This window comes from Streptomyces violaceorubidus (assembly GCF_000717995.1).
GTDB classification, from domain to species: Bacteria; Actinomycetota; Actinomycetes; order Streptomycetales; family Streptomycetaceae; genus Streptomyces; species Streptomyces violaceorubidus.
On the sequence record NZ_JODM01000032.1, the window covers coordinates 64790 to 76840 of the forward strand.

The following is a 12051-nucleotide window of genomic DNA, read 5'->3' on the forward strand; positions in this document are numbered from 1 at the left end:
GTCCTCGGTCAGCGGCCCTCGGCCGGCACGGCGCCCCGTCGCAGGACGAGGGCCGAGTTGGATCCCATGAGCCCGCGGGCGAGGACCAGGGCGGTGCGCGGCTCGGCGGGGCGGGCCCGACCGGTCACCAGGTCCAGGTCGTGGCACACGTCGAAGACGTGCGGGGTGGGCGGGATCAGCCCGTGCTCCATCGCGAGCACCGCCGTCGCCACGTCCAGCACCGGCGCCGCGCAGTACGCCCGCCCGGTCCCGGTCTTGGGCGCGGTGACCGGCACCCGCGCGGCGTGCGGGCCCAGCGCGTCGGCCAGGGCCAGCGCCTCGGCCCGGTCGGCCTCCGGGACCCCGAGGGCGTCCGCGAAGACCACGTCGACGTCGTCGGGCCGGCAGCCCGCCTCCGCCAGGGCGCCCGCGATCGCGCGGGCCAGCCCCTCCCGGGACTCCTCCCAGCGGCCGGGCCCGGTGAAGGTCGCCGCGTGCCCGGCCACCGTCGCCCGCACGTCCGCGCCGCGCTCCCGGGCCGCCGTCTCCTCCTCCACGAGGAGTACGGCACCGCCCTCGGCCGGCGCGAACCCGCAGGCCGCGTCGGTGAACGGGCGGTAGGCGCGGTCGGGCTCGGCGGCCCGGCTCAGCTCGGGGTAGCCCAGCTGGCAGACGATCGAGTACGGGGCCAGCGGCGCCTCCGTCGCACCGCAGACCACCGTGTCGGTGCCGCCCCGCACGGCCAGGGCCGCGTGCGCCAGGGCGTCCAGGCCGCCCGCCTCGTCGGCGGCCACGACCCCGCAGGGACCCTTGAAGTCGTTGCGGATGGAGACCTGGCCGGTGCTGGCCGCGTAGAACCACGCGATCGACTGGTACGGGCCGACGTGGCGCGAGCCCTGGCCCCACAGGTTCTGGAGCTCCCGCTGACCGAACTCGCCGCCGCCGGAGCCCGCCGCGGTGACCACGCCGACCGAGTACGGCGAGTCGACGTCGGCCCGGCCGAACCGGGCATCGGCCAGCGCGTGCTGGGTGGCGGCCAGCGCGAAGTGCGTGAACCGGTCGGTCTGGACCAGGAAGCGGTCCTCGACCGTCTCGGCCGCGTCGAAGCCGTGCACCTGGCCCGCGACCCGCAGCGGCAGGTCCGCGCAGCCCTCCCGGGTGACGGGCCCGAGGCTGCTGGTGCCGTCGGCGACCGCCTTCCAGTGCGCCTCGACACCGGTGCCGTGCGGCGACACCACGCCGAGGCCGGTGACGACCGCGCGCCGGTTCCCACCGGCGCCGCCGGTCCGTTGTGGTCCGCTCATCGCAGCCCTCCTTCACTGCCGCTCAGCACGACCGCGGACTGGAAGCCGCCGAAGCCGCTGCCCACCGACAGCACGTGCCGCAGGGTCCGCTCGCGTGCCTCGCGCGGCACGTAGTCCAGGTCGCACTCGGGGTCGGGGGTGGTGTAGTTGGCCGTCGGCGGCACCACCTGGTGGGCCATCGCCAGCACGCACGCGGCCAGTTCGATGGAGCCGATCGCGCCGAGCGAGTGGCCCACCATGGACTTGATGGAGCTCATCGGCGTCGCGTAGGCGTGCTCGCCCAGCGAGCGCTTGACGGCCGCGGTCTCGTGCCGGTCGTTCTGCTGGGTGCCGGAGCCGTGCGCGTTGACGTAGTCGATCGCGGAGCCGTCGAGGCGGGCCATGCCCAGCGCCGTGTCGATGGCCCGCGCCATCTCCAGGCCCTCCTTGGTGAGCCCGGTCATGTGGTAGGCGTTGCCGAAGGTGGCGTAGCCGGATATCTCGCAGTACACCTCCGCGCCCCGGGCCCGCGCGTGCTCCAGGTCCTCCAGGACCAGCACCGCCGCGCCCTCGCCCATCACGAAGCCGTTGCGGTCGGCGTCGAAGGGGCGGGAGGCGTGCGCGGGGTCGTCGTTGTTCGGCGAGGTCGCCTTGATGGCGTCGAAGCAGGCCATGGTGATCGGCGATATCGGGGAGTCCGCCGCACCCGCCAGGCACACGTCGACGCGCCCCTCGGCGACCGCGTGGTAGGCGTACCCGACCGCGTCGAGGCCGGACGTGCACCCGGTGGAGACCGTCTGCACCGGCCCGCGCACCCCGAACTCCTCGGCGACCGCGGAGGACAGGGTGGCGGGGGTGAAGGCGCGCTCCAGGTGCGGCTCGGCCCGCCGGTCGTCGACGTCCCAGCGCGTGCCGCGCTCGCTGACCAGCACGTAGTCGTGCTCCAGCCGGGTGGTGCCGCCGACCGCCGTGCCGAGCGTGGCACCGGCCCGCCAGGGGTCCTCGCGGTCCATGTCGAGGTTGGCGTCCCGGACCGCCTCCGAGGCGGCCACCAGCGCGAACTGCACGTACCTGTCGCAGCGCTGGGCGGTGGCGAGGCCGAGCCCGTGGTCGGACGGGTCGAAGTCGCACTCGGCGGCGATCTGCGAGCGCAGCCCGGCCGGGTCGAACAGGGAGATCCGGCGCGTCGCCGTACGGCCCTCGGACAGCAGCCCCCAGAACTGGGGCACGCCGATCCCGCCCGGGGCGACGACGCCTATGCCCGTGACGGCGACCCGGCGCCGGGTCATGACACCACCTCGGCCGCCGCGGCGGGCCGCTCGTGCCCGGCGTGACCCGCGTGCGCCCCGTCGCACGGGAGCGCGTTGCCCTCGGCGTCCTCGGTGTCGACGTGGCCCAGCTCCGGGCGCGGGGCCAGCGGCCCCAGGTGGAACACGAGCCGCGCCTCGACGTCCCCCGCGTTGCGGAAGCGGTGGCGCATGTCCTGCGGGATGAGCAGCCCCTGGCCGGTGGCGAGCGAGTGCGGCACCCCGTCCAGGTCCACTTCGAGGGCGCCCTCCGTGACGTACACGAACTCCTCGGAGTACGGGTGGTAGTGCTCCGCGATGCGGTCGCCGGGCTGCACGATGGCCACGCCCATGAAGCCGCTGGTCGACCCGGCGGTGGTGGGCGTGAGAAGCGCGCGGAGGTCTCCGCCGCGGCGGCGGTTCGGCGCGATGTCGCCGAGCGAGACGATGCGTACCTGCTGGTCTGTCATGTCGTTCACTCCGGGGTGACGGGCGGAAGGGGAAGAAGCGGGGAGCAGGGGAAGCGGGTGAAGCGGGCGGGTTCGCGCGGACCGGCGGTCGGGCACGCCGTCGGGCCCGGCCGGCCGCGCCTCGCGCGGGGCGTGGTTCAGGAACCGGCCGAACGCCGGTCGGTCAGGGGGGTCATCCGGATCCGGGCCAGCAGCCGGGCCGCCGTGGCGGCCTCGCCCGGCGACCCGTCGACGCCGACCGCGGCGGTCTCCAGCAGCCGCTCGGCGGCCTCGGCACCCTCCAACCCGTGCAGGCCCAGGACGGCGGCGGGCGCGGCCTCGGGGTCGCCGTCGACGTCGACGAGCCGTACGACGAGGTCGTCGCGGTGGAAGACGGTGGCCGCGAGCACCGGGCTGCCCGGGTCCTGTGCGGCGGACGCGTCCCGGCGGGCCAGCAGCCGGGCCAGCTCCCCGCCGGCGCCCGCGCGTACCGGGTACAGCAGCGCGAGCCGCTCGACGCGCGCGCCGGCCCGGCCGGGAGCGTCCGCGTGGTGGACGGCCGGCATGGCGGCCCGGGTGAAGAAGCGCCGGGCCGAGTTCGGGTCGGAGAGGTCCCGGTCCTGCTCCAGGAACGGGTTCAGGGCCTCCTCCACGGCCCGCACCCCGGGCTGGCGCGCCACGTGCCGCAGCGCCGTCTGCAGGTCGCCGCGCACCTCCACGGCCCGCACGATCCGGTTGCCGGACATGAACAGCGAGGTGCGCAGCAGCCGCGTGGAGCCGTCCACATGGGCGTCGGGCGACACGTACTCGGACAGCAGCCGGGCGGTCTCGGCCTCGGTGCCGGGCCGTACCGTGAAGGTCAGGGCGTGGCGTACGACGTTGCCCCCGATCCGGGGCGCGGAGCGCGGCTCACCGGGTGCGGGCCGGGCGCCGTCGGTCTCCCGCAGGACGCTGTAGCGCAGCGAGTGGGTGTCGCGGACGCAGGTCTGCAGCGGCTCCACGGTGTCCAGGTGCTCGTCGCTGTTGACCCAGGCCAGGAAGGGCGCGGCACTCTCCCACTCGCTGGTCAGCAGCCACTGGGTCGGGTTCTCCAGGGACTGGCACAGCTGGTCGCTGACGTGTCCCGGAACGGCGGCGACCCGGTCGCGGATGCGCTCGTAGGCGTCCAGGAACTCCTGCTGCATTCCGTCGTGGACGTCCAGCATCAGGACGACCCGCACGCGGGATCCGTCGAACGCGGATATCGACACGCCACCCGCGTCCGACGCCACGGCGGGCGACGCCGCCGTGCCCGACGCCGCCGTGGCATCCGTCGCGTGCGTGCTCGGGGCATCCGTCGCTACGACGGGAAAGACCGTCATCCGGCCCACCTCTTCTCCGGGAACTTCCTCGTGGACTGGGGCGATCGTCGGCGGCGCCCGCCGGGCGGGCGGGGTGCGACGGTCGCGTAAGCACGATCGTGGGCCGTGCCCGCGAGGTCCGCGAACCAGGAGGGTTAAGCGGGTGAAGCCTGCGCCGCCGCGGGCCCCGACGGGCCGTACGGGGCATGCATGAAGGCCCCGGCGCACCCCTGTCGGAGCCCACTCGCACGTCTGGCGCACGTCAGTCGCACACCTGTCGCACAACGGAGGACGAAACCATGAACGAAAGAGCCGACCGGTCCGGCGGCGCCGCCCCCGGGGGCGACCGGACCCACCGCGTCCCGGTCCTCGTCGTCGGCGGCTCCCTGGTGGGCCTGTCGACGTCGCTGTTCCTGGGCCGGCTGGGGGTCCGCCACACCCTGGTGGAGCGCCACGCCGGCACCTCCATCCACCCCCGGGGCCGTGGCAACAACGTCCGCACGATGGAGATCTTCCGGGTGGCGGGCGCCGAGCCGGACATCCGCCGGGCCGCCGCCACCCTCGCCGACAACCACGGCATCCTCCAGGCGCCCACGCTGGCCGGGGACGCGGGGGAGTGGCTGTTCAAGCAGATCGACCCGGGCGGCGGACTGGCCCGCTTCAGCCCCAGCTCCTGGTGCCTGTGCAGCCAGAACGACCTGGAGCCCGAACTCCTCACCCACGCCGTCAACCTCGGCGGCGACCTGCGCTTCGGCACCGAACTGCTCTCCTTCGAGACCGACACCGAAGGCGTCACGGCCATCGTGAAGAGCCGGGAGACCGGCGAGCACACCACCATCCGCGCGGACTACCTGGTCGCCGCCGACGGCCCCCGCAGCCCCGTCCGCGAGCAGCTCGGCATCGGCCAGAGCGGGCCCGGCGACCTCTTCCACAACGTCAGCATCACCTTCCGCTCCCGCCGCCTCGCCGACGTCGTGGGCGACCGCCGGTTCATCGTCTGCTACCTGACGGACGAGAACGCCGACGGCGCCCTCCTGCCCGTCGACAACCGTGAGAACTGGGTCTTCCACGCCCCCTGGCACCCCGAACAGGGCGAAACCGTCGAGGACTTCACCGAAGAGCGCTGCGCCGCCCACATCCGCCGCGCGATCGGCGACCCGGACCTGGACGTCGAGATCACCGGCAAGGCCCCCTGGCACGCCGCCCAGCGCGTCGCCCGCAGCTACCGCTCCGGCCGCGTCCTGCTGGCCGGCGACTCGGCCCACGAGATGTCCCCCACCGGCGCCTTCGGCTCCAACACCGGCATCCAGGACGCCCACAACCTCGCCTGGAAACTGGCCGCGGTCCTGGAGGGCTGGGCCGGCGAGGGACTCCTGGACACCTACGACACCGAACGCCGCCCGGTCGCGGAGGCCACCAGCGCCCGCGCCGCCCACCGCTCCGTCGAGCACAGCCACCCGGGCTTCGCGCCGCCGCCCGTCATGGGGGGCGGGGGACCCGGCGCAGGCACCGCGCCCGCTGCCGCCGGGGGAGCTCCCGGGCCGGGCGGTCCGGGCGGCCCGCCCCGCGGCAAGGGCGGCCCGCAGCGCGGCATCCTCAACGTCGCCCTCGGCTACCGCTACCCCCGGGGCGCGGTGGTCGGCGCCGACCCGGCGACCCCGGTGGTCCCGGAGGGCCTCGACCTCACCGGCGCGCCCGGCAGCCGGGCCCCCCACCTCTGGCTCCGCCGGGGCGAGGAGCGCCTGTCCACCCTCGACCTGTACGAGGACTCCCTCGTCCTGCTCAGCGACGCCGCCCAGCCCACCGGCTGGCACGAGGCGGCCGCCGAGGTGGCCGCCGGCCTGCGGGTCCCGCTGCACTCCTACCGCGTGGGCGGGACGCCCGGCGCCGACCTGGTCCCGGACGACGAGGAGACCGACTGGGCGCGCGCCCACGGGGTGACCCGCGGCGGCGCGGTCCTGGTCCGCCCCGACGGCTTCGTGGCCTGGCGCTCCCCGGGACCGGCCCCGGACCCGGCGGCGATGCTGCGCCAGGTGGTGGGGACGGTACTGGCCCGCACCTGAGACGAACCGCCCCGCAACGGACGCCGGGGCACGCGCGGGGTGCGCCCGGCCGCGGTGCGGAAGCCGGGCGCACCCGCCCGGCGGTACGGGGCCGGAGCACCGCCCCGGCGACGGTCACTCGTTGGGCGGCCGCCGGAAGGTGCGGACGGCGACACACACCGCCACGACCAGCAGCACGGCGCTGGTGGCCAGCGCGCCCGGCACGCTCCAGCCCGGATCCCAGCCCAGCGCCAGCTTGCGGGAACCGTCCACGGCGTAGGTGATGGGGTTGAGCCGGGCCACCATCCGCAGCCACTCCGGCAGGACGTTCAGCGGCACGAACGCACTGGAGGCGAACATCAGCGGGAACATCACCAGGACCGCGATGCTGGACATCAGCTCCACACTGCGCAGCCACGCCGCGAACGCGATGAACCCCCAGATCAGCGCCCAGATCACCACCAGGGTGAGCAGCAGCGCCGCCGCCGTGCCCAGCACCCCGCCCGCCGGCCGGAAGTCCAGCATCACGCAGGCCACGACGAGCAGCACGGCCAGCTCGGTGGTGACCCGCACGAGGTCGGCCAGCGAACGGGCCGCCAGGACCAGCGGGAGCCTGGTCGGCAGCACCCTGAAGCGGGCCACCATGCCGTTGTCCATGTCCCGGACCAGCCCCACCCCGGCGCCCTGCGCGGAACCGATGCCCGTGGTGACCAGCAGCGCCGGAACCACGTAGTCGATGTAGCGCACCCCGTGCGGGAAGTCCGAGGGGTCGGCCATGGTGCCGAAGACCTCGCTCAGCAGCAACAGCATGATGATCGGCTGCACCAGGCTGAACAGGGCCAGCCGCCGGTCGCCGTACATGGACTGGATCTGCCGGGCGGTCAGGATGCCGAGCTGCGTCATGGCCCCGGCTCCCCGCCAGCCGACGCCGGTCGGCGGACCGGCCGTCTCTGCCGGGTGCTCCAGGCGCTGCTCCTGGATGGCCAACGGGACTCCTTCGAGGTCAGGCCGCATCGCGCTGAGCGGCGGGGGACTGGGTGAGCGCCAGGTAGACGTCGTCGAGCGACGGCTCCTTGACCGTGAGCCGGTCGGCCTCCGCGCCCACCGCGTCCAGTGCCCGTACGACGTCGGCGACGGCGGCCGACGTGTCCACCCGCGCCGTCAGGGTGCGCCGTTCGGCGTCCACATGGGTACGGAAACCGGCCGCCACCAGGGACGCCTCCGCCGTGGACAGGTCGCCCTCCCGGCCGAGCACGACCTCGACCGCGCGGTGGCCGAGATCGGCCTTGAGCCGTTCGCTGGTGCCCGAGGCGACCACACGGCCCTTCGCCAGCACCGTGATCCAGTCGGCGAGCCGGTCGGCCTCGTCCAGGTACTGGGTGGTCAGGAGCACCGTCGTGCCGTCCGACACCAGGGCCTCCACCGTCTCCCACAGGGCGATCCGGGTCGACGGGTCCAGCCCCGTCGTCGGTTCGTCGAGGAACAGCACGTCCGGCCGCCCGACCAGGCTGGCCGCCAGGTCCAGACGACGGCGCATGCCGCCGGAGTAGGTGCGGGACGGCTGGTGGGCGGCACCGGTCAGGTCGAACTGCTCGATCAGCGCCGTCGCCCTGGCCGCCGCCTCACGCCGGCCGGCGCCGAGCAGCCGCCCGATCAGCACCAGGTTGCCGAACCCGGTCAGATGCTCGTCCACCGAGGCGTACTGCCCGGTGACACCGATCCGGGAGCGGACCTCCGCGCCCTGCGACAGGACGTCGTACCCGGCGACACTGACCGTGCCGGCCGTCGGCCGCGAGACCGTCGTGAGGATGTTCACCAGGGTCGTCTTGCCGGCCCCGTTGTGTCCGAGCAGCCCCAGCACGCGGCCGCGCGCCACGTCGAGGTCCACGCCGTCCAGGGCGTGGACCTCGCCGAAGCTCTTGCGCACCCCGGTCGCCCGGATCATGGCCGTGTCGCTCAAGCCGGTTCCTGACCGGCGTCCGCCATGGCGGCCACCAGGCTCTTGGGCCGCATGTCCGTCCAGTGCTCGTTGATGTAATCCAGGCACGCCTGCCGGTCCGTCTCCGCCAGGGCCACCGTCCAGCCCGCGGGCACCTCGGCGAACGACGGCCACAGGGAGTGCTGTCCCTCGTCGTTGACCAGGACGAGGTAGGTGGCTTCCGGGTCCTCGAACGGGTTGCTCATGATGCTGTCCTTCCTAGGGGTCGCTCTTGTGACAGATGACGTTCGAGGACCTCGGCGACGGCCGCGACCGAGCCCGGCGCGATCATCAGGTCCTCGTGGGAGTGGTCGATGACGTGCTCGGTGATCCCGCCCGAGACGAACGGCCGCCAGGCGTCGGCGCGGAACGCGTCACCGCGGGCGGCGGACTCCTCGGCGGCGAAGAAGAGCACGTCCCCGGCGAACGTGCCGAGCGCGGGATTGCGCGCCAGCCGGGAGCTGTTGACGTACACCCGGACCGCCGTGGCGATGTCGCCGCCCGGCAGGTGCCCCAGCGGATGCCCCTTCGCCCTCAGCTCCGCCAGGATCGACTCCTCCTGCTCCGGATCCACGTTCTCCACGTCGAAGCCGAGGTCCTCGCTGATCAGCGCGATGGTCTGGGCGGCGTCACGCTCCAGGCCGGCGTCCGTGCGCGCCGCCGCGGGCGGGTAGGCGTCCACCACGGCGAGCAGCTCCACCCGCCCGCCCGTCTCCTGCAACCGGGTCGCGACACGGTGCGCGAGCAGCCCGCCCATGGACCAGCCCAGGAGCCGGAACGGCCCCTCGGGCCACACCTCCCGGATCCGCGCGCAGTAGTCGTCGACCATCTCGTCGAGGGTCGCGGCGGGCACGTCCTGATGGAGCAGCCCGCGCGCCTGGAGGGCGTACACCGGCAGCGACTCGGGCAGCCGGGCGGCCAGCCGGCCGTAGCACCAGCCCAGACCGAGCGCCGGGTGGAAGCAGAACAGCGGCACGTCGTCACCGCCCGAGCGCAGCGGCAGCAGCACCGAGAAGGACTCCTTGCTGCCCCCGGCGTCCATGTGCTTGAGCAGGCCGGCGACCGTCGGAGCCTGGAACAGGTCCCGGATGGAGACCCGAAGTCCCAGGGTCCGGCGGATGGCGCCGATCAGCCGGGTCGCCAGCAGCGAGTGACCGCCGAGCGCGAAGAAGCTGTCCTCGGTCCCGACCCGCTCCCGGCCCAGCGCCCGCGCGAACAGCGAGCACAGGATCTGCTCCTGGGGCGTCACGGCGGCGCCGCGCCCCTCGCCCGCGGGATCCGGCGCCGGAAGCGCCTCGCGGTCCAGCTTGCCGTTGGGGGTCAGCGGCAGCGCGTCCAGCAGCACCACCGCCGGGACCATGTACTCGGGCAGCTCCGCGGCGACCCGCTCACGCAGCTCCGCGGCGGTCGGCCGCTCCGTCGGCACCGGGACGACGTACGCCACCAGCCGCTTGTCGCCCGGCACGTCCTCGCGCACCAGGACCGCGGCCTGACCGACCCCCGCGGTACCGGCGACGACCGTCTCCACCTCCGCCGGCTCCACCCGGAAGCCGCGGATCTTCACCTGGTCGTCCGACCGGCCGACGAACTCCAGGCGGCCCGCCCGGCCCCAGCGCACCAGGTCGCCCGTGCGGTACATCCGGTCGCCGGGTGCCCCGAACGGGTCGGCGACGAACCGCTCCGCCGACGCCCCCGGCCGCCCGGCGTACCCGCGGGCCAGACCCGCGCCCGCGATGTACAGCTCCCCGGTGACGCCGGGGGGCAGCGGCCGCAGCCGCCGGTCCAGGACGTACACCCGCGTGTTGTCCAACGGACGGCCCAACGGCAGACCGCCGGACGCCCGGTAGGGCGCGCGCACCGGATGCCCGACCGCGCAGAGCGTGATCTCCGTCGGCCCGTACAGATGCCGGACCGTGGTGTCCGGCGCCGCGGCGAGCACCCGCTCGACGGCCCGCGCGGACACGACGTCACCGCCGGTGAGCACCTCGCGCAGCAGCCCGAAGCAGTCGACCAGTTCCTCGGCCATCACCCGGAACAGCCCGGCCGTCAGATGCAGGTGGGTGATGCCGCGCTCACGCACCAGGCCGTCCAGCGCCACCGCGTCCAGCGGGCCCGGCGGGGCGACCACCACACACGCGCCGCGCAGCAGCGGCACCCAGACCTCGTAGACGGAGATGTCGAAGGCGTGCGGGGCGTGCATCAGCACCCGGTCGCCCGGACCGACCTCCCAGCCTCGGTCGGCCGCCAGTTCCACCACGTCCCGGTGGGTGACGGCCACCCCCTTCGGGGTGCCGGTCGAGCCGGAGGTGTACATCACGTAGGCCAGCTGGTCCGGGTGCACCGCGGCGCCGGCCCGCCCGGTGGACGCCCCGGGCGCCGCGGCCCCGTTCCTGTCCCTGCCCCTGTCCCTGTCGCTGTCCCCGTCCCTGTCCCTGTCCCTGTCTTCGTCTTCGTCGGCGACGAGCACCGCGGTGCCAGCGACACGCTGCTCGGCCACCAGTTCGTGGCCGGCCAGGGCGCGGTCGGTGACGAGGACGGGGGCCCCGGCCTCGGCGAGCACGGACCGCATCCGCGCCGTCGGGTACCCGGTGTGCAGCGGCACGTACACACCACCGGCCCGCGCCACCGCCAGCAGCGTCGCCACCAGGTCGGCCGAGCGTTCCAGCAGCAGGGCGACCGGCGTCTCGGCCCCGACGCCCAGCGCCCGCAGTCGGACGGCCAGCCGTTCGGCGCGCGCGTCCAGCTCCGCGTAGGTCCAGCGGACCTGCCCGCACTCGACGGCCACGGCACCGGGCGTCCGGGCCGCGTGCAGCGCGAACAGCTCCGGAAGGCTGCCCCCGGGCACGGGCGCCGCGGTGGCGTTCCACTCCCGCAGGACCCGTTGCCGTTCGGCGTCCGAAAGCAGCTCGAAGTCCTCGACCCGCCCCTCCGGGTCCCCGGCCGCCGCCGCCAGCAGGCGCAGCAGCCGGTCCACCAGGTCCGTGACGGTCCCGCGCTCGAACAGGTCGAGGCTGTACTCGAGCTGGGAGGCGATGCCCACCGGCTCCCCGGCCGCCGAATACCGCTCGCTCATCACGAAGTTCAGGTCGAACTTGGCCGTCCCGGCCCGCACCGGCTGTCCCTCGGCGGTCAGCCCCGGCAGCTCCAGGACGGCGCCGCCGTCCCCGGTGTTCCAGCTCAGGGCGGTCTGGAAGAGGGGGTGCCGGGCCAGCGCCCGTGCCGGGTTGAGGATCTCGACGAGCCGCTCGAAGGGCACGTCCTGCTGCGCGAAGGCCTCCAGGTCGGTGCGCCGCACCCGGTCGAGCAGTTCCGAGAAACGCGGGTTGCCCGACACGTCCGTGCGCAGCACCATCGTGTTGACGAAGAAGCCGACCAGGTCCTCCGTGGCCGCGTCCGTGCGCCCCGCCACCGGCGTGCCGATCGGGATGTCGGTACCGGCCCCGGACCGCGACAGCAGCACCGCCAGCGCGGCCTGCACCACCATGAACACGGTGACGTGCTGCCGAGCGGCCAGGGCGCGCAGGGCTTCGTGCAGCTCGGCCGGGACGTCGAACTCGACCACGTCCCCCCGGAAGGTGGGCAGCGCGGGGCGGCTGCGGTCGGTCGGCAGGTCCAGTTCCTCGGGGAGGTCTTGGAGTTGTTCGCGCCAGTGGGTGAGTTGGCGGGTGATGGGTGAGTGGGGGTCGTCCTCGGT

At 74.6% G+C, this 12051-nt stretch carries 9 protein-coding genes; 1 reads left to right on the forward strand and 8 read right to left on the reverse strand.

Annotated features, from left to right (window positions below; genetic code table 11):
- Positions 1-8: 8 nt before the first annotated feature.
- From IE94_RS0129110 to IE94_RS0129125, 4 genes are all read right to left on the reverse strand, one after another.
- The gene (locus IE94_RS0129110) at positions 9-1283 is read right to left on the reverse strand and encodes a ketosynthase chain-length factor (RefSeq protein ID WP_030190093.1); all 1275 of its coding nucleotides are present in this window, start codon (positions 1281-1283) and stop codon (positions 9-11) included.
- Entirely contained in the window at positions 1280-2551 is a 1272-nt protein-coding gene (locus IE94_RS0129115; protein WP_030190096.1) for a beta-ketoacyl-[acyl-carrier-protein] synthase family protein, read from the reverse strand. Before IE94_RS0129115 ends, IE94_RS0129110 begins: the two co-directional genes overlap by 4 nt.
- Positions 2548-3018: a cupin domain-containing protein gene (locus IE94_RS0129120; RefSeq protein WP_030190098.1), complete on the reverse strand. Its 471-nt coding sequence runs from the start codon at positions 3016-3018 to the stop codon at positions 2548-2550. The genes IE94_RS0129115 and IE94_RS0129120 overlap by 4 nt, the downstream gene beginning before the upstream one ends.
- Positions 3019-3155: 137 nt before the next feature.
- A complete protein-coding gene (locus tag IE94_RS0129125; protein WP_030190100.1) occupies positions 3156-4358 on the reverse strand; it encodes a SchA/CurD-like domain-containing protein in 1203 nt (400 codons plus the stop codon).
- 278 nt (positions 4359-4636) lie between these two features.
- Here IE94_RS0129125 and IE94_RS0129130 point away from each other — a divergent pair, with 278 nt between their 5' ends.
- A complete protein-coding gene (locus IE94_RS0129130; RefSeq protein WP_030190102.1) occupies positions 4637-6400 on the forward strand; it encodes an FAD-dependent oxidoreductase in 1764 nt (587 codons plus the stop codon).
- A 114-nt stretch (positions 6401-6514) separates the two neighbouring features.
- Here IE94_RS0129130 and IE94_RS0129135 read toward each other — a convergent pair whose 3' ends face one another.
- From IE94_RS0129135 to IE94_RS0129150, 4 genes are all read right to left on the reverse strand, one after another.
- Positions 6515-7366, reverse strand: a complete 852-nt coding sequence (locus IE94_RS0129135) for an ABC transporter permease (RefSeq protein ID WP_245235333.1) — start codon at positions 7364-7366, stop codon at positions 6515-6517.
- Between the two features lie 16 nt (positions 7367-7382).
- The gene (locus tag IE94_RS0129140; RefSeq protein WP_037923838.1) at positions 7383-8324 is read right to left on the reverse strand and encodes a daunorubicin resistance protein DrrA family ABC transporter ATP-binding protein; all 942 of its coding nucleotides are present in this window, start codon (positions 8322-8324) and stop codon (positions 7383-7385) included.
- An 11-nt stretch (positions 8325-8335) separates the two neighbouring features.
- On the reverse strand, positions 8336-8563 hold the full coding sequence (locus IE94_RS0129145) for an MbtH family protein (protein ID WP_030190110.1): 228 nt from the start codon (positions 8561-8563) through the stop codon (positions 8336-8338).
- On the reverse strand, positions 8560-12051 hold a 3492-nt coding region (locus IE94_RS0129150), incomplete at its 5' end, for a non-ribosomal peptide synthetase (protein ID WP_037923831.1). The genes IE94_RS0129145 and IE94_RS0129150, both read right to left, overlap by 4 nt.

Coding starts and splice junctions, on each gene's coding strand:
- IE94_RS0129110 (WP_030190093.1), bottom strand. CDS start 1,283: ATGAGCGGACCACAACGGACCGGCGGCGCCGGTGGGAACCGGCGCGCG.
- IE94_RS0129115 (WP_030190096.1), bottom strand. CDS start 2,551: ATGACCCGGCGCCGGGTCGCCGTCACGGGCATAGGCGTCGTCGCCCCG.
- IE94_RS0129120 (WP_030190098.1), bottom strand. CDS start 3,018: ATGACAGACCAGCAGGTACGCATCGTCTCGCTCGGCGACATCGCGCCG.
- IE94_RS0129125 (WP_030190100.1), bottom strand. CDS start 4,358: ATGACGGTCTTTCCCGTCGTAGCGACGGATGCCCCGAGCACGCACGCG.
- IE94_RS0129130 (WP_030190102.1), top strand. CDS start 4,637: ATGAACGAAAGAGCCGACCGGTCCGGCGGCGCCGCCCCCGGGGGCGAC.
- IE94_RS0129140 (WP_037923838.1), bottom strand. CDS start 8,324: ATGATCCGGGCGACCGGGGTGCGCAAGAGCTTCGGCGAGGTCCACGCC.
- IE94_RS0129145 (WP_030190110.1), bottom strand. CDS start 8,563: ATGAGCAACCCGTTCGAGGACCCGGAAGCCACCTACCTCGTCCTGGTC.